Below are 20097 nucleotides of genomic sequence, written 5' to 3'. Positions count from 1 at the left end.
TATATATTTTAAAGATGATACATATTTCATAATATATTTAATATTCTTTCTTCTCTTCGGTTTATTTGCATAACATCGAATTGATCGATTTTATTTGTATCTTTATCATTAGCGTGTTTTGAATTTTTAATAAAATAACTTATATCTATTAAAATATCGTTTTTATTATAGTTTTTATTAGCACTATGATCGTCATCATAATATACAATAATTTCAGGAATAACCTTTTCTCATGCACATTTAAGACCTTTCAATGTGCAATTATAATCACTAGTATTAACTACATTAAGTTTATCTTTTAATTCTTTTTTACCTGCGCTTGAATTTAATGATTTTTCTAAAATCGTTCCGTTACCAATTGATTCAACCAAAATACGTTCTTCATCACTCTTAGAATTTCAAAAATCACTTTTCTTAGCTTGTATATGCTCATAAGTAGGATTGTTTTCATAAATTGAATTTATATTTTTTAGTATATTTTTTAGTCCTATAACATCTTGTGCTTCCATTGTTCTAAGAAAATATGTAATGTTAAATAATAACTCCAATTTATCTTTATTTGTGCTAGATAAAATTTTTTTATTTATTTTTTCTTGCATTAAATTATATTTTAACGCTTGATTAATTGTATCGTAAGATGCATTTTTGAAAATATTCAACTCGAATAATTTGCCTCTAAAGGATTCTAGAGAATTTAATCCATCACTTTTAATTTCTTCAGCTATTTTATTTAACTTTCATTGAATAGATTGCCCGCCAAAGAATGAAGTTTTTCAAATAAAATTGAATCTTTGAATTTCGAATAATCAACGTATTAATTCTTCTAAATTATTTGACTTGTTTTTAATACAAAAACGCTTGATGATTTGATAAATTAAATAAGTGAAAACTGTTCTTCTTCCACCTTGAGATATTGAAAAAATATAATGAAAAATTATTTTTAATGTCTCCACATCAATTGAACTAGAATCTAATTCTTCTAAAATTTCAAAATAGTTGTTAATTTTTTCATTTTTATCACTTTTAATTTTCTTAGCATTGATAAGATTGTAAATTTTAGATAAATACAAAATTTCATCAATCTTCTCTTTAGGAGATTTTTTTGTATTTTCACCTAACAAATGACTAAAAACTTTATAAGAAGGTGAAATTTTAGAATCCATTAAATCGTCGATTTGTTTTTTACTATATCCTTTCTCCAACAGTAAAAATGTTATAAAATGTTCGAGTTTATCTTTATCAACTTCATTTGAATTATTCTTTCTAAAATAATTGAAAAAGTCTTCATCAATTTTTTTTAATTCTTTATTAATGGTTTCTTCATTTTGTAAATTCATTCCCTCCTTCAAATAAGAATAAAACAAAGATTTCAGTAAATCAATATCATTTAGTTTTACACCCAATGTATTCAATTTTTCAAAATAAGAATAACCATTGATATTAGGTAAGACTATTAACGCTAATTTTACATGAAACAAAAACGAATTGACAAATTCTTCAAACTCAACCATATTGTTATCGTAATTAGTCTTTATTCAGTTATATATTTCAATAAGATTGTTTCTTAATAAATTATCTTTATTATCATTTTTGTCCATTTCTGGATCCAAATCAATAATTTTATTAAATTGCTCATAAGAACAAGAATCGCTTAAGTTTTTAAATTTTTCAGTAATCACTCGTGAATGTGTCCCGAACATTTTGTTAAATAAATCAGGTATTTTCTTAAATTCTTCATTCTCTATATCAATATTATTTACATAATATATGTAAATAGCGAAAGATATCAATAATAATGTAGTTGTTCTTTGTTGCCCATCGATAATCGAATAAGAATTTTCATAAATATCATGCGAGAAAATAATAATCGAAATAAAGTGTTCCTTTTTATCTACTTTAATGTTTTTTATGTCATCTAATAATACCTTAATAATATTAAAATCTCAAACATAATTTCTTTGGTAAACAGGTACGTTAATAGTGCTGATATTAACAAAACTACGTTCGAAATAATCATGAACATTGAGATTTTTAACTTCAATATTTTGAATATGATATTTTTGTTTAAAATCATCTACATTAAATTTTCAATTTATTTTTGATAAAGAATCTATTTTCGCTCTTAAATTAGAACTAAAAATTTCTTCTTTTGCTTCATATGTTTTATTCAATGAAGCAAGTGCTAGCAAATTAGTAGCGCTATTTTTAATTTTTTCGACAATATCAGTGTAATTCTCATCCTTAAAATCTATCCTTAGGTTTCAATATCTATTTTTACCATCGAAATAGTTAAAACTTCCCAAAGAAAGTACTTGATCTTTAAATTTCAAATTATCTATATTATTATCCATTAATAAACTAAAAGTTGTAGAGTATTCGTCCAACCATACCTTGTCAATATCGGTTGAATTATCTTCGCATTTATGTTGTAAAAATGAATAGAACTCATTAATTTTGGAGTTTCATGTTTCTAATAAATGTTTATCAAAGGACAATTTAATTTTTTCTATTTCATCTTCATTTGAAATTTTTATTATTTTTTCAGATATATAAAGTTCGTCTTTTTCCTCATAAATCAATTCAAAATAAAGACAACATTTTTTAAATTGTTCAAAGGTTGCATAACTACTTTTACTTAACCATTTTCTTAAATCTTCACTAACTGTTTTTTTATTCGCTTTATTCTTTGAATAAATTAATCCATTATTTTGTTTAGAATCAATGTATTCTATTAACAATTTATAAAACTTATCATTTATATAAGAATTTAAGGATGTTCCTATAATATGATATTTAAAATAATTGTTATTTTTTATTATTGAAATATTATTTTTCATTATTTAATTCCTCAATTTTTACTATGGTTTCAAAAATATCTTCAAGCACATTTACATCTATTGAATTACCAGCCATGAGATAAAGTTGGTTGTGATTTATTATATTTTGTTCTATAAATGGTTTTATTAAATTAAAATCCTTATCTTCAAATCCCATGATTTTGAAAGCTTCTCTCGGAGTAATAAAACGATGTTGTAATTTATTTTTTACATTATTCTTAAAATAAATAACTCCAACATTAGGATTACGATCTTGTTTTGTTGTTAAAGTATTGATGCGATATGAGTTTTTTTTCGCCAAAACTAAATCTGATAAACATTTGTTATCTGTGATCATTTTATATCGACTTGGGGTATCTGGTATCAATGCTTCTAGAGCCTCATCGGGATACTTTTCGTTTGTTACATCTAATATTTCTTTATATTGTTTTTCAAGATTATTTTTAGTAGTATTATTTTTAATGTTTCGTACATAATAAGCAAATTCAATATCATTGTCAAATGGCGTTTTGATATCTTTTAATACACTTAATGCAAAAACTCTTTCCCTTTTTTGTAGAGAGTTATGATTATTGGCGTTAAAAACTCATGTGAATGTTTTGTATCCGTGCTCTTCCAATTTTTGAATTCATTTTTGATATTCATTTTTATACTTCGTTACTAACATCTTGACATTTTCTAGCAATAGATATTTAGGTTTTTCTTTCGCTTCGTCAAGTATTCGATCTACTTCTCATACTAAATGACTTGTTGAATTTTGATTCATTATACCTAATGAACGACCCATATTTGCAGCGCTAAGTCCTTGGCATGGAAATGAATATGTCAATAGATCTATTTTTAGTTTACTTAATGTTTCGCCGCTAAATTCCTTGATGTTTGAGTAATTGTTTGAAAGTAGGTTGGCTGCAACTAAATAATTTAATACTTCAATATTCTTTGGGATTTTTTTAGATATCCTTTTTGAATCTATTGAAAAATCATTAGATTTTCAATACCTTATTTTGTCTTCTAAACTATCCATGTTATACTTTTTCAATATTTCATTTACGGTATCAACGGTTAAATTATGGTGTATTACAGAGTAAGCGATATTAGCGCTTACATATCAATCACTAATTCCAACAACTTGAAACTTAGTATTGTAATTTTTTTTATTTATTTTTTTAATTGATTTATGTTGGGCTCCTATACCTGCAAAAGCTTCAAAAACTCTTATTTTAGGCATAAATAAATATGCGTTCGATTAAACGCAATTGTTTTATAATATTATTATTAATTATGCTTTTGCAATATATATATATATATATATATATATATGAATTATTAATTAACATGTTACCGCCTAACTTTTATAATATTATACATTAATATAAATAAAAAACCTGCAAATATAGCGGGTTTATTACTATTTTAAGCAACTTTTAGTTGAATCACATTCACAATCACTACATTTGCATTCTTTTTTAGTTTCACAACCTTTTAGTGAATCGCATTTTTCTTTGCATTTTTCATCACATGATTTGTAATCTTGATTTGGATAACAACATTCTTTTAAATCACAATTTTTGTTGCAATCACTTTTTGATGAGCATTCAACTTTTTTATTTTCACATGAACCATCTTTGCATTTTAATTCTGCTGATTTAGCACATGTTTTTTCTTTATTACAAGTTCCTTTTTGTGAACAGGTTGATTTGCACTCACATGATACATTTTCTTTAACACATTTACAATTCATAATATAACTTATAAATAATTGATTATTTATAATCCCCTTTCAAAATAATTATAATATATTTTTTGTAAAAAATCAGTTTTTTAATGTTTTTTTATGCTTTTTATTACTTTTTCCTGAGTTTCCAAGTTAAAAATAAAAACAACAAATTTAGCGGTTATTTCGCTATTTTTTTAACTTTTTATAAAATCTACATTGTAATTTATAAATATTTAGTTATTAATGTTTCATAGTATCTTAATCCTGAGTTTCCAAGTTAAAAATAAAAACAACAAATTTAGCGGTTATTTCGCTATTTTTTTAACTTTTTATAAAATCTACATTGTAATTTATAAATATTTAGTTATTAATGTTTCATAGTATCTTAAATTTTCATTTAATTTCCTTGAATTATCATATTCTACAGAAATAACTTCATTGTTTACTTCTTTACTAATTTTGATTGCTGTTTTAAGAATCTCTATAAATTTCATAACAGAAGTTTTTTCAACTAAACCACTGTCTTTTAATGCTAATTGATCTAATTGAATAATTGCATATTTAAGCACAACTAAAGCTAAAAAAGATAATAAAACGTATGCTTCTATGTGCTTGTAAGTTCAAACAAACATTGGTCTTAACTCCAAAGTACCTTTAAGAACTCTAAAATTTTCTTCTATTTGTCATTGTTTTTGATAAATTGAAATAATTTCACTTGGAGATATGTTTAATAAAGATGTTTCATAAATGTAATATCCATCAAATTGTTCGTCTTCTTCAATTTTGTCGTAATTCAATTTGTATAATGTGTCTTCATTAACTTTTTGGAAGAATTTATATTTTTTAATTGAATTTAAATCAGAAGCTGAAACCATTCCGTTTTTAGCTTTTTTATAGAAGTTATTGACTAAATTTTCTCTATCTTTTCTGTCTTTTGAAGCTCTTGATGAAGAGTAAGAGATAATTCTTCGTCTCACTTTTTAAATCAGAAGCTGAAACCATTCCGTTTTTAGCTTTTTTATAGAAGTTATTGACTAAATTTTCTCTATCTTTTCTGTCTTTTGAAGCTCTTGATGAAGAGTAAGAGATAATTCTTCGTCTCACTTTATCGTTTTTTCTACCATTTTGTCAAGTTGAAAAATATGTTTGTTCCTTATACTTAAAATCTCCACCATAATTAACGTAGTCATCTTGTTTTAAGACGTATTCCTTGACTTTTTTACTTCCTGCTTTCATACGATATGAAATGATATAGTCAATACCGTGTGCTTCTAAAAATCTAATGTTAGCGTTTGTACTCATCCCTTTATCACAAACAATTACAACTTTTTCAATTTCATAAACTCTTTTCATCTCAAGCATAAAATGAATGAAAGTTTTTGAATCAGTTGTATTTCCGGGGAACAATTTATAATGCAATGGAATTCCGTTTTCATCTGTAATTAAACCAATAACTACTTGATCTTCTTTAAATTTTCCATCTTTAGAAAAACCAGGTACTCTTATTCCTATTCTTGAAAATGATTCAAAATAAGCAGTTGTTGTGTCATATCAAAGAACTTGTAATTTTCTCTTATTTTCTGATACTAATTGATTATTTATATTTTTAAGAATTTGTTCCTTGTACTCTTATTCCTATTCTTGAAAATGATTCAAAATAAGCAGTTGTTGTGTCATATCAAAGAACTTGTAATTTTCTCTTATTTTCTGATACTAATTGATTATTTATATTTTTAAGAATTTGTTCCTTGTTATCAAATAAGTAATCTAAAGCATTGTAGAAACTAGTTTTTCCAACATTTAATTCAGTATCAGTTTCTTCTTGTGAATTGAAAATTCCTCAAATACTTTTCTTTTCAACAACTCTTTTTTGAAGCATATATCTTAAAATGTCCACAACATTTTTTGATTTCGTTGATTTTAAATCATTAAAAATATTTAATTTATCTATAAATTTATTAATAATTTCTAGAGAATAATTTGAAACTTTAATTTTAGTTTGATTCTTTTTTAAGAATTTGTCAACTATTGGTTTTAATTTGTTTCTATCTCACTCAGTATCTCAGTTTTCACACTCAGTTTTAAGAGCATTAATTGGATCAGAGTTGAATTTTTGTAGTTCACTTAAACTTCCGATACCGATTGATTTTTTATAACCTTTACCATATCCGCCACTGATTGCTAATGATATATAATATTCATCTTTTCTTTTGCTTTTTACAACTATTCATTTATCTTTTTTCATAACTTATATTATACCACAACTACAATGTAATTATGTACAAAAAAATTAAATTATTTTGTGTTCTTTTATACGTAGTATAAAAGGTATAAAAAATAGAGTCACAAAAACGAGTCTAACTTGGAAACTCAGGATTTTCTTTAACACATTTACAATTCATAATATAACTTATAAATAATTGATTATTTATAATCCCCTTTCAAAATAATTATAATATATTTTTTGTAAAAAATCAGTTTTTTAATGTTTTTTTATGCTTTTTATTACTTTTTTTAAAAATGAGTTGATTGTGACTAAATAAAAAAGTCAACCTAAGTTGACTCAATTATTGATTGATTTTTCTATTAATAATCATCATTGTATTCATTTTCATCATCAGAATTATTGTCATAAATTTCATCGAGTGAAATTGTATATTCATCATTTTCTGATGAATCGTATGGACTAAAGTTTTCAAAATCTTCAAAATCTTCATCGATGTTAACATCATTAAAGTCTTCGTTAGTAGGATCATATTTTCCTTTAAAGTATGATCTAGGATCACGGATATCATATTTTCCTTTAGCTTCATAATTAATATTTGTACCCGCAGGAATTTTATGTCCAAGAATAATATTTTCCTTAAGACCTTCTAAGTTATCAACTCTTTGTGAAATTGATGAGTTAACTAAGATTTTGGCTGTTTCTTGGTATGATGCAGCAGCTAAGAAAGATTCGCTAAGAAGAGGAGTTTGTTTTGCTCCACGGATTTTAACTTCACCATAAGCTGGTTTTTTACCTTGAGCAATTAAACGACCATTTTCTCTTTGATATACAAATGTATCAATTAAACTACCGGTAAAGAAGCTTGAATCTCCTGGGTCAGTGATCATAACTTTAGAAAGCATTTGACGAATAATGATTTCGATATACTTATCTGAAATAGAAATACCTTGAAGTCTATAAAGTCTTTGAACTTCTTTAAGTAAGTAGTTTTGAACAGCTCTAGTGTCAACAGTTTCAAGTAATTCTGTTAAAACAATTGGACCTTCAACAAGTTTTTGACCTGGAATAACACTATCTCCAACAGCAACTCTAAGTTTTTGTGAAACTTTAGCATTATATGTTTCTTTTGTTGTTTCATGTCCATTTCTGTGTGCAACAGTAATTAATAATGCATCAGTATCTCTACCATCTTTATCTTTTGCAATACTAATTCCAGTTACAATTCCATTATGTTTTGAAATAACAGCTGGTCTACCTCAAGGTGAATCGTAGGCATCAATTAATTCGATTAAACGACCAAATCCACCAGTAATATCTTCAACCCCAGCAACCCCTCCGGTATGGAATGTACGCATAGTAAGCTGTGTACCAGGTTCACCAATACTTTGAGCAGCAACAACTCCAACAGCTTCTCCGATATTTACTATTCTGTTTGTGGCCATATCTTTACCAAAACATTTTTTACATACCCCATTACGTGTATGACAAGAAAGTACAGAACGAATTTCAACTTCAGTAACTTTAGCATCATTGATAATTCTTTCAGCTAATTCTGGAGTAATTAAAGTATTTGCAGCAACAACTAATTCACCATTTTCATCGTAAATTGGACGGTTAGTAAATCTACCTTCAATTCTCTCTGCAAGAGATTCAATTACAGTATCAGTTTTTGTGTCTTTAATGTCTTTAACAATAAAACCAAAGTCTGAACCACAATCATCTTCTCTAACAACAATACCTTGAGCAACATCAACTAAACGACGAGTTAAATATCCAGATTTAGCAGTGTTAAGAGCAGTATCAGTAAGTCCTTTACGAGCCCCGTGAGTTGATGAGAAGAACTCATAACCAGTAAGACCATCAAGGAAACTTGACTTAACAGGAATTTCAATAGTACTACGAACCACACGTTCGTTTGCAGCATCGGCTTTAAGAACTTTGGTGTTGTTACTCATAAGTCCACGCATACCAGCAAGTTGAACAAAGTTAGAGATATTTCCACGAGCTCCAGAAAGGAACATTGTGAAAAGTGGGTTGCTCATATCTGATTTAGTAACAACCTTTAAGTCTGCTTCAATACTTTCTTTAACTTCAGATCATTTTTGAATTGTTAAAGTATAACGTTCATCATCAGTTAAGTATCCTTTTTCAAAATACTCTTTAAGTTGGTTGGCATAAATTTCACCATCTTTAATTTTTTCTTTTGTTGATGGAACTGTTGTAACGTCATTCATTGAGATTGTTGTACCAGATTTAGTTGAATAGAAGAAACCTAAATCTTTGATTTTATCAAGAATTTTTGCCACTTTATTCGTGTAATCAAATCAAACTTTTTCAAGTAATTCTGTGTAATTACTTACCGTTCACTCTTTAAGTTGACCTTTATTTTTTCTAGTTGTAATAGCATCAATTTCTGCAAAATGTTTTTTAATTAACTTAGCAATTGTATTTGCATGAACTTGATTAATTGGTTCATTTTTATAGTCATATAATTCAGCACATTTAGTAAATAAATCTTTGTAATTTTCTCTATTTACTTCATTAATAACGCTTGCAATATCTTCCATTGTTACAATAGCAACATATTTTTTATATACTTTACGCACAATTTTTGCAATATCTTTTTTAGATAAAGCAGTATTAGTTGGTAAGTTTTTGATGTATTCAGTAAAATTCACCTCATAAGGTAAAGTATATTCATCAACATTATTTAAGCTTGTGTGAATTTTTTCACTTTCAGATACTTTTACTTCACCATTAGAACTTGTTGTAACTTTTTTAGTTACTCTTTTACCAAAAATAAATTCAAAATCCGATGGGAAAGCATTGTTAAGAATAAATTTACCAGGTGTAGAAATTACATATTTCTTATTAGGATCAAGTTGTAATTGATCTTTATTGACTTCTTTGATTGGTAAAACAACTCTTGTGTGAAGAGTAATATAGCCACGCTCATAGGCATTTAACATATCATTCATTGATGAATAATATGTACCTTCACCTTTAGCGTTTTCTTTTTCTAGTGTTAAGTAATATAATCCAAGAATAATATCTTGAGATGGGTTGATGATAGGTTCACCATCTTTAGGACCAAGAATGTTTTTAGAAGCAAGCATTAATTCACGAGCTTCACGAACAGCTTCATCAGAAATAGGAACGTGAACAGCCATTTGGTCCCCGTCGAAGTCGGCGTTGAAAGCTGTAGTTACAAGTGGGTGTAATCTTATAGCCTTTCCTCTAATTAAAACTGGTTCAAAAGCTTGAATTGAAAGACGGTGAAGTGTAGGAGCACGGTTAAGAAGAACTGGTCTACCTTCAATAGCTCTTTCAACATATGGTCAAATCATTGGATCAAGTGATTCAACTTTCTTTTTAGCAGCTTTAATTGAGTTAATTCCTTCATTAGATTTTATTATTTCTTTAATTACTCATGGTTCAAATAATTTAGCAGCCATTTCTCTAGGAATACCAACTTGGTGCATTTTAAGAGTAGGACCAACGACAATAACACTACGTCCTGAGTAGTCAACACGTTTTCCAAGTAAGTTTTGACGGAAACGACCTTTTTTACCTGTAATGGCATCACTAATAGATTTAAGAGGTCTTGAATCTTTAGAAACAACAGGACTAGGTTTTTTTCTAGCGTTGTCAATTAAAGCATCAACAGCTTCTTGAATCATACGATACTCATTTTGTTTAATTAACATAGGAGCATCAGAAGCATTTCATTTTTCTAAACGATTATTTCTAATAATAATACGACGGTAAAGTTCATTAATATCACTTGTCGAATGACGTCCACCATCAAGTTGAACAAGAGGACGTAAATCAGCAGGAATAACTGGTAAGTTATAAATTAACATACTTGTTAATTTTTGACCTGATTTGATGAATGAATTGATAATTGTAAGTCTTTTATATAACTTAGTTCTTTCTTGAACTTTGGTTCCAGTTAAACTTTCACCAGCTGGAATGCTGTTGTTAATTAATTCAATTTCTTCAGCTACTTTTCTAGCTTCTTCTTCTAAGTCAATGTGAGTTAAAAGATATTCAATAGCTTGAGAACCTGTACCGATTTTAGCATTAGAATATTCATGAATAATATCATTGTATTCGTAGAAGTCAATACCATAATCTTTACCCATTTGTGAAGCAGCATATTGACGTAATTCGCTTAATGCAAGAGCGATATCTTCATACTCTTCAGAATCTTTTGAATACATATCAAGCATTTCATGAAGAACAGATTCATAAATACTTGCAGCCTCATTGATGTCGATAATTGTATTTTTCTTAAGTGCTTTAAGTCCACCGTCTTCAAGAACGATGTGTGATTTATAGTAAATAAGTTTTTCTAAATCTGCTTTAGTAACAACTTTATTTGTATCACTTACTTTGAGTCCTAATAATTTAGAAATGATTGAGTGATCAATTTTAAAGAATCAAAAGTGTACAACTGGATTGTGTAAGTGGATGTGTCCCATTCTACTTCTACGTGTAATTTTTGGAAGAATTTTTGGTTTGTATTTTTCACATGCAGTAGTTTTTGAACAAACACTATTTTCATCACTTCTTTTGTATTTAGTATTACAAATTGGACATTTATAGTCAGTTGTAGGACCGAAAATTAATTCGTCAAAAAGACCATCTCTTTCTGGTTTATAAGATTTATAGTTAATTGTTTCAGGTTTAGTAACTTCACCATTTGATCATTCTAAAACATCTTCGTCTGTTGCAAGACTAAGAATGATTTTTTCAATTTTTTTAGATTCTTCAAAATTATTCATTATCTACCTCTCCTGATTCTAGGTATTGGAAGATATCATCTTCATCTTCCTCATCATTTTTCTCTTTAAGAGTTAATTTCATTCCTAAACCTCTAAGTTCATAGCTAAGAACATTAAATGATTCAGGTGTACCTGGTTTAGGTAATTCTCTACCACTAGCTAAAGCACTATAAAGTAAGTTTCTTCCTTGAATATCATCAGATTTGTAAGTCAAGATTTCTTGTAGAACATTTGTAGCACCATAAGCTTCAATAGCTCATGTTTCCATTTCCCCAAATCTTTGACCCCCATTTTGACTTTTTCCTCCAAGAGGTTGTTGTGTAATTAATGAGTATGGACCAACACTACGACCATGCATCTTATCATCAATCATGTGGTTAAGTTTAAGCATGTACATAACTCCAACAGAAACTGGATTGTCAAATTTTTCACCTGTAACTGGATCAATTAAAATTTGTTTTCCTGTTTTTGGAAGTCCAGCTTCTTCGAGTGCATTTTCAATATCCTGTTTTTTAACACCATCAAATGAAGGAGTAACGAATTTTACACCAAGTTTACGAGCAGCCATTCCAAGGTGAAGTTCAAGAACTTGACCAATATTCATACGAGATGGAACCCCTTGAGGGTTAAGCATAATATCTACCGGTGTACCATCTTCAAGGTGCGGCATATCTTCTTCAGGTAAAACAATAGAGATAACCCCTTTGTTACCATGACGTCCAGCCATCTTATCACCAACTTTAATTTTTCTTTTTTGAGCAATAGAAACTTTAACAATTTTATCAATACCATCTTCAAGAACATCACCAAGTTCTCTACTTAATACTTCAACACCTATAACTGTACCGTTGTGACCATTTTTTACTTTTAATGATGTATCTCTATCACTTGAAGGTCTTTGTTGAAGGATAGCCATCAATAATTTTTCTTCTTGAGTTGGATTTTCTTCACCTTTAGGGCTTACACGACCTACTAAAACATCACCAGGAACCACTTCAGAACCAACTCTAACAATTCCATTTTCATCTAAGTTTCTTAATGAATATTTTGAAACGTTTGGAATTGAAGCTGTTAATTTATCATCACCCGCTTTACTATTTCTGAATTGAATTGTTTGTTCTTCGATATGAATAGAAGTATAAACATCGTCCTTAACAAGCTTTTCATTTAAGATGATAGCATCTTCATAGTTATATCCGTTTCAAGTTGTAAAAGCAACTAAAACGTTTTTACCTAAAGCTAATTCTCCATTTTTGAATGATGAACCATCAACGATTAATTCACCTTCTTCAACTTTATCACCAAGTTTTACAATTGGAATTTGGTTAATAACTGTGCCTTGGTTTGATCTTTCAAAGTTTCTTAAAACATATTTATCAGTTGTCCCTTTATCATTTTTAATGTGAATTTTTTGTGAGTCAACATAAACAACCTCACCAGCATTTTTAGCCACTAAGTTGTATGCCGAATATTTAGCAATATCTCCTTCAATACCTGTTGCAACATAAGGAGCTTCAGCTTGAAGAAGAGGAACTGCTTGACGTTGCATGTTAGAACCCATAAGAGCACGGTTAGCATCGTCATTTTCTAAGAAAGGAATTGCACCAGCAGCTACCGAAACCATTTGTTTTGATGAAACCTCAATAAAGTCAACTTCACTTGGTTTATCAATAACATAGTTATAATTATGTCTAATTGTGATTAATTCATCAACAATTCTATTGTTTTCATCAACAGTTACTGATGATTGAGAGAATTTATATCCAATTTCTTCAGAAGCTGTTAAATATCTAACATCATTATAATCAATAACACCATTATTAACTTTGAAATAAGGAGTTTGTAAAAATCCCATTTCATTTACTTTTGCATATGTTGCATAGTTTAAGATAAGTCCAATGTTTGGTCCTTCTGGAGTTTCGATAGGACAAATTCTTCCATAGTGAGTTGAGTGAACGTCACGAACTTCGAATTGAGCAGTATCACGGTTAAGACCACCAGGCCCAAGAGAAGTAACACGACGTTTGTTTGACACTTCAGCTAGAGGGTTAATTTGATCCATGAATTGAGAAAGTTTTGATGAGTTAAAGAATGTTTTCATTTGATTTGTAATCAATTTATTATTTGTAACATTTTTTGCTGTTACTTTTTCAGGTTCTTTAGCTCCCATTCTTTCACGTGTAGTTTTTTCTAATTTCGATAATGCAACATTTAATTGGTTAGCTAATAATTCTCCTACAGAAACAATTCTTTTGTTTACCATTGAGTCAGGATCATCATCAGTACCAATTCCATCAATTAAGTTAAAGTAATAACTAATAGCTGCAACGATATCAGAAATTAATAAGTGTTGCTCATCAGAACGTTGATCATTACCAATAACTAAAATTGGTTCAATGCTTTCATCTTCTAAACTTTTTCTGTTTGGATATACTTTTACTTTAGAAATTTTAATTCTTTTAGCTAAACTCTTAGTTTGAGGGGTAATTAAGTTATAATAAACCAATTCTGAATTAACATTTTCAATGTAATCCATAGCTAAAATTTTCTCTTTGAATGATTTATTAATTTCTAAAGCTATTTCATGTGTGATAAGTGTTCCTTTAGTAAATAACACTTCACCACTTTTGGCTTTAAGATCTTCAGCTAAATATGTTCCAACAATACGGTCAACAACACTCAATTTGTTATTTAACATATAACGACCTGTTGCTGAAAGGTTGTAACGTTTTTTATCAAATAAAATGTTTGGGATTAATGATTTTTTAGCGTCAACAGAAATACGGTCACCTTTTCTTAATCATCTGAACAATTCTTCTTGACACATATCAATCATTTCTTCTTCAGTGATTTCAGGTGTATTAATCAACTTATCTCTATTAAGTGTTTCTAACAATTCATCACTTGTTCCAAATAATTTTTTTATTGTTTCAGGCATAATACCTAAAGCAACTAAGAAAGTTGATAAAGCTACGTTTTTATTTTTGTCTATTTTAATTTTCACTGTGTCTACATTAGATGAAGTAATTTTGTGCGAAACTTCAACTCATGATCCGATTCTAGGTAAAATTTCTAGTTTGTTAAAAAGGTCATCAGATTGCTTATTACGAACACCTCTACCAAAGTATGCACCAGGTGATCTAATTAACTGACTAACAACAACTTTTTCAGAACCATTAATGATAAAGCTTCCACCACTTGTCATCAAAGGAATTTCACCAAGAAGAACTTCGTCTTCTTTAACTTCTCCTGTGCTTGTAATTTCACGTTTTAATGTTGCATAAACTTTAGCAGAGAAGTTTATTCCTTTAGCTTTACATTTTCTAATTTCTTCACCTTCACTAGTAATTTTTTTGTAAGGATATGCAATTCTTAAACTTTTCTTTACATAATCAAGTTTAACTTTTTTGTCAGCAGCTTCGATTGGGTAATGTTCCAATAAAGCTTCTTCGATGTTATTTTTTAAGAAATTATCAAAACTATCTTTGCTAGTTGATAAGATATTAAAAACAGGAAGAGAATGCTTAGTTACTGAGTAATCTCTTCTTTGGGTATTTTTTCCGAATGTACTAATTCTATAATTTTGATCCATCTTCGCTCCTTATAATCAAAATGTATTAAAAAAGTATTAAAAAATACTTTATTTTTAAAATACATATAAAGCATATAAATGATACCAAAAAAGTATTTTTTTTAAAGAAGAAATTTATTGTACTTTTTGTCTATTTTTAAGTGAATTTTTGACATTATTTTTTGTTAGAAAATGGCTAATTTTTAAAATATTTCATTGAATAAATTTGTAAAAACTTTTAGTTTTTAATCTTAAATTATGTTTTCTATTTTTTTGTTTTACACATAATTACACAAAACTTGTAAAATAATTAAAAAAAGCCATTAAGGCTTTTGATCATTTTATGACAATAATTAGTCGATTGATACTTCAGCACCAGCTTCAACTAAAGCGGCTTTAATTTGTTCAGCTTCTTCTGGTTTGATGTTTTCTTTAAGAGCAACTGGAGCAGAGTCTACTAATTTTTTAGCATCCATTAATCCTACTCCTAAAAGGTCTTTAACTACTTTAATAACAGCAACTTTGTTAGCAGCTGATTTTAATGTAACTGTAACTTCTGATTTTTCTTCTTCAGCAGCTGCAGCAGGACCAGCAGCAACAGCAACAGCAGCAGTTGGGTCAATTCCAAACTCTTCTTTCATTGCGTCTACTAATTCCATAATTTCTTTAATTGTCATTTCTTTTAATGATTCGATGAATGATTCTCTTGTTAATTTAGCCATAATATTATTTCCTTTCTTAATATTTGAATTATTTTATTATTCTGATTTACCTTCACTAATTAATTTAAGTGAAAGAGATACTTGTTGTAATGGTGCCATCATTGAACGAGCAAGAATTCCAAGTGCTTCTTCATAGCTTGGTAATGTAGCAACTTCATTAACACCTTTAGCATCAATAGCTTTACCTTCGTATGTACCAGCCTTGATAACCATAATTTTGTTATCTTTAGCAAAGTTAACTAATAATTTTGCAGCTGACATAGCATCATTGTGTGAAAAAGCGAAAATATTTGGTCCCACAAGGTGGTTTTCAAGACCGTTAATTCCTAAATCTTCAACAGCTAATTTAAATAAACGGTTTTTGTAAACTTTAATTTCAACACCAACTTTTTTAGCTTCTCTTCTTAAGTTAAGAAGTTCTTCAACAGTTAATCCACGGTATTCTGCGAAAGCGATTGCTTGAGATGCATTAATTTTATCTTTAATTTCATTAACAACTTGTCTTTTTGCAATTCTTAATTTTGATTCAGCCATACAATCTCCTTTCATAATATATATAAGCAACACATTAAGATAAAGATTATAATTAATATACACTCGGTAACATTTTTAAGCAATGCCGTTACTGTCTTGATGTATTGCTTATTTATTATAATATAAAATATAAAAAATCCAAACCTTTTATAGCTTGAATTTTATTGTATTTTAAAATAGTTTATTACCATGTTTATAGTTGTTTTTTACATAAATTTCAAAGTGATATGGTCTTATTACATCATTAAAATATGAAATTCCACTTGTATAAATTATTTTTAAATCATCTTTAATTGTGAATTTTTTACTTGAAATATATGGATTAAAAACAAAATAGTAAATCTCATCATCAGTTATCATTTTATATATAAAAACTTTTTCCATAAGCGGAGACTGAATTTTCATCTTAATCTCACTTGAGATAATTAATTTTAATTTGAAATAAAAATTACCTAGAAGCAAAATTTGTGTAAAGAATGTTTTTTCTAAATCTACATTATTTAAATATGAATCGGTTTTTATATTTAATTTTTCAAAAACTTTTAATAAATTCTGACTATATTTTTCTAAATTCGGTGTATAAACATTGTAAATTGATTGAGACATTAATGCTTGAAGTGATAAAAAGCACTTAATTATCTCTATTTTATAAAATTTAGAATTTGAAAAATTATTAAAACGATTATTTATTAAATCATCATTTAAAACAAATGATATTTTATTTAGATATAATGATTCAATATTGTTTGTAATCTCTTCTACTTTTTGTAAGTTTGACAAATCGTAAAAGTAATCATCAAAATATGTTAAATCTAATAATAAGTTAAAGAACTCTTTATTGCTAAAATTATCTTTTATCGCAAAATTGACGTTATGTTTTTGTTTAATCACACCGAAAATGTGATTTATTTCTTCAATAAAACTATGTGCTTCCTGTTCAGTATTCTTGCTAAAAACCTTATAAAAATCATTTATTATAAATCCACTTGACATAAATGAACTTTTTAGATAACTCACAATTTTTAATAGCGATTCCTTAAAATAGCTTTGTCCATTTTTAGAAATTTTAAGTGTAAAACTTTGTGTTTTAATAAAATCAATTAAATTCTCTTTAGTTTCTGAATTATTTTTTTGATATCAAAAATTACTTGAATCAATTGAATCGGAATTTAATTCTCCATATTCTAAAATTCTAGATATTCGTTTTTCAAATGAAAAAATTTCGTCAATAGAAATACTAAAGTAAACTTTCAATCCTAAAGAAACAAGCTTTCTACAGAAAATTTTTATATTTCTTATTATTTCAATTTTGTTTGTAATTTGTTCTTGATTATCAGAATATTCAAAATTAAGTAGATTATTTAATTTTGGAAAAACAATAATTGAAGAAGTATTCTCTATTATGTTTGCATTTTTTAGAAATGAAACTAAGTACTCTCTAATGATATTCTTGTCACATGTATCAAAGATGAATTTATTTAGTTCAATATATGTTCTATGAGTTGAAATAAATTCAGTTTTTTTATTCTTGTTAGTCAATTTTTGAAAACTGTTTAATCAAGAAAGTTTCAAATTCTTTTTCAATTTCCGCTCCTTTATAAATAACTCTTTCTTCTAGTTTTGCAACTTCTTTAATTATTTTTAGTGTTTTTTTGTATCCATATTTATTAAATAATGAATTAGCTTTTTTAATTCTAAATTCATGAATTTTTAAGTAACCAGACATTTGCATTGTTGTAAAATCCATTTTTTTTAGTCTATAAACTTTATGAGCTAATGAAAAAATGCTATTTATTTGCATTAAAAGGGTGTAATGTTCAATCCCTTCATCAATTTGTTGCTTATAATTTTTTCAAATTTCAGCAAAATTATATGACTCTAGTGAGTTAGAAAATCCGAATATATTATTTAAATTGTATTTTGGAATACTTGAATTAAACATTTCCGAAGTTATATTTTTATTTTCATTAAGTAATTTATCTATTTCACTAATAATTATTGATAAATTGTCGGGTAATATCTCACTTAAGACTACAGCATCAGCTTGAGAAATTGTTCCACCTTTTTGTTTTATATAATTAAAAATTGAAGCTGGTAAATCTTTTTTAGATATTTTCTTTGACTCAATAATTTTTGCTTCATTAAGAATTTTGTTAGTTAAAACATTTTTAGCTAATTTTGAATCATTAGTTACAAATATAATTTGATCATTTTGGTTTGAATTCAATAAATCAGCAATTAAATGTAATTTTTCATCACTAATTTTTTTTGATATTAAACCCTCAAAATCTTCAATAATTACTAATCTATTTTGTTCAAATAAACTTAAAGATGAGAGAATTTCACACAATTCTTCAAAACTATTATCGTTGTCTCATCTATAAATATTTGAATCAGTAAATTTTTTCTTTAACTTATTTAATTCGTTTTCTATAAAATACGGTTCATCACCAAAAATACAATAAATCATATTTATATTATAAATTTTTATTTTAACTTTAGAGCAATTTGAAAATTTATTTTAACAATAGTTTTTAGGTCATATTGATCTTAATTAAATTATTGATAGCTAATTTTGTTATTAAAATAGTAAAAATTAAAATTAAAACTAAATTTAAGTTTAACTGATAATCAGTAGTTAAAGTTATATTAATAATGTTGAAAAAATCAAATATTAATTTAAAAAATAAGTAGTAGAAGTTAATGATATCTGGAATAAATCAAAATATTAAGTTAAATATAATTGAAAATTCAATTATAAAACTAAAAATAAAAATATTCAAGATAGACAAAATATTAAAATTGTTTTGATTTGTTAAAGAAATTAATAATGAAAAACAATAACAATAGAAAAATATAGCTATTTTATTCAGGAAAATCTTCTTCCTATTTTTTTCATTTTTTCTAAAAACTAAAATAACAATTGTAATTAAATACGAATACCAAAAACTTATACTAAAAACAAAAAATGGATTAATAATTAGAGAAATTAATAAAACAATAAAAATAACAAATAATTTTTCATTTAAAAAATAGAATTTATCCCTTTCATTTATTTTCATCAATTTAATAAAATTTACTAAAACTATGTATATATAAGCTCTTAAAGTTGAAACAGAAAAATTAACAAAGATAAAATATATACTTAAAATTAGCAGTGGCAAATAAATGTCAAAATTGAATTTAAGTTTTATAAATGTTTTTTTAAATATAGTAAAAATGATATTAAAATGAAAACCACTGATAACTATTAAATGTACAATTCCTAGACTTTGACTAATATTCAAAATATTGGATTCGCTGTTATTTTTTCCAAAAAGTAGAGGTAATGTCATGTTTTTGTATGATTCGCTATTAAAAAAATTTAAGGAGAAAAATTTTTCAATTAAATTTAAATCTGAGTTTATTTTTGAATAAGTTTTTATTTTGATAAATCCAAAAACAAATTTAGAATATCAAAAATTTTTGCTTTCATTATTGAAATTATTAATTGAAAATGAAGCTAGCATTTTATGTCCTACATCAAAATCATAATTATTCTTAAAAAGAACATATCTTTTGTTTAAATACTCAATTAAATAATAATTTTTACTTTTGGAAATTATTTTTATTTCAGCTTGAATTAATTCATTTTGATAGGTTGTTGCAAATTTTTTTCAAACCAATAATGATATAAATAACAATAAAATAGCAATGACATTA

Annotated in this window: 12 protein-coding genes and 1 pseudogene; all 13 read right to left on the bottom strand. The window is 26.7% G+C overall.

Annotated features, from left to right (window positions below):
• Positions 1 to 8: 8 nt before the first annotated feature.
• The 13 genes and pseudogenes from FRW55_RS00815 to FRW55_RS00755 all read right to left on the bottom strand — a co-directional run bounded on the left by FRW55_RS00815 (position 9) and on the right by FRW55_RS00755 (position 20060).
• Positions 9 to 2837: a DUF262 domain-containing protein gene (locus FRW55_RS00815; protein ID WP_146368330.1), complete on the bottom strand. Its 2829-nt coding sequence runs from the start codon at positions 2835 to 2837 to the stop codon at positions 9 to 11.
• Entirely contained in the window at positions 2827 to 4065 is a 1239-nt protein-coding gene (dcm, locus tag FRW55_RS00810; RefSeq protein WP_146368329.1) for a DNA (cytosine-5-)-methyltransferase, read from the bottom strand. The genes FRW55_RS00815 and dcm overlap by 11 nt, the downstream gene beginning before the upstream one ends.
• A gap of 180 nt (positions 4066 to 4245) precedes the next feature.
• Entirely contained in the window at positions 4246 to 4578 is a 333-nt protein-coding gene (locus FRW55_RS00805; protein ID WP_146368328.1) for a hypothetical protein, read from the bottom strand.
• A gap of 326 nt (positions 4579 to 4904) precedes the next feature.
• Complete coding sequence (locus tag FRW55_RS00800; protein ID WP_146368327.1) at positions 4905 to 5531, bottom strand: IS1634 family transposase; 627 nt, start codon at positions 5529 to 5531, stop codon at positions 4905 to 4907.
• Positions 5473 to 6120, bottom strand: a complete 648-nt coding sequence (locus FRW55_RS00795; protein ID WP_419673236.1) for an IS1634 family transposase — start codon at positions 6118 to 6120, stop codon at positions 5473 to 5475. The genes FRW55_RS00800 and FRW55_RS00795 overlap by 59 nt, the downstream gene beginning before the upstream one ends.
• A gap of 40 nt (positions 6121 to 6160) precedes the next feature.
• Complete coding sequence (locus FRW55_RS00790) at positions 6161 to 6799, bottom strand: hypothetical protein (protein WP_146368325.1); 639 nt, start codon at positions 6797 to 6799, stop codon at positions 6161 to 6163.
• 838 nt (positions 6800 to 7637) lie between these two features.
• Positions 7638 to 11568: pseudogene (locus FRW55_RS00785) on the bottom strand (DNA-directed RNA polymerase subunit beta'); the annotation flags it as partial.
• Positions 11561 to 15160: a DNA-directed RNA polymerase subunit beta gene (rpoB, locus tag FRW55_RS00780; protein ID WP_146368323.1), complete on the bottom strand. Its 3600-nt coding sequence runs from the start codon at positions 15158 to 15160 to the stop codon at positions 11561 to 11563. The pseudogene FRW55_RS00785 and the gene rpoB, both read right to left, overlap by 8 nt.
• Before the next feature lie 332 nt (positions 15161 to 15492).
• Positions 15493 to 15861, bottom strand: a complete 369-nt coding sequence (rplL, locus tag FRW55_RS00775) for a 50S ribosomal protein L7/L12 (protein WP_146367186.1) — start codon at positions 15859 to 15861, stop codon at positions 15493 to 15495.
• A 36-nt stretch (positions 15862 to 15897) separates the two neighbouring features.
• Complete coding sequence (gene rplJ, locus FRW55_RS00770; protein ID WP_146368322.1) at positions 15898 to 16395, bottom strand: 50S ribosomal protein L10; 498 nt, start codon at positions 16393 to 16395, stop codon at positions 15898 to 15900.
• Between the two features lie 171 nt (positions 16396 to 16566).
• Complete coding sequence (locus tag FRW55_RS00765; RefSeq protein WP_146368321.1) at positions 16567 to 17979, bottom strand: hypothetical protein; 1413 nt, start codon at positions 17977 to 17979, stop codon at positions 16567 to 16569.
• On the bottom strand, positions 17927 to 18865 hold the full coding sequence (gene holA, locus FRW55_RS00760) for a DNA polymerase III subunit delta (RefSeq protein ID WP_146368320.1): 939 nt from the start codon (positions 18863 to 18865) through the stop codon (positions 17927 to 17929). The genes FRW55_RS00765 and holA overlap by 53 nt, the downstream gene beginning before the upstream one ends.
• A gap of 64 nt (positions 18866 to 18929) precedes the next feature.
• Positions 18930 to 20060 (bottom strand): ComEC/Rec2 family competence protein, encoded by a 1131-nt coding sequence (locus FRW55_RS00755; RefSeq protein WP_146368319.1) that lies wholly within the window; start codon positions 20058 to 20060, stop codon positions 18930 to 18932.
• Positions 20061 to 20097 lie beyond the last annotated feature (37 nt).

This window comes from Mycoplasma anserisalpingitidis (assembly GCF_007859615.1).
GTDB classification, from domain to species: domain Bacteria; phylum Bacillota_I; class Bacilli_A; order Mycoplasmatales; family Metamycoplasmataceae; genus Mycoplasmopsis; species Mycoplasmopsis anserisalpingitidis.
This window is presented reverse-complemented; position numbering and strand designations above follow the sequence as displayed.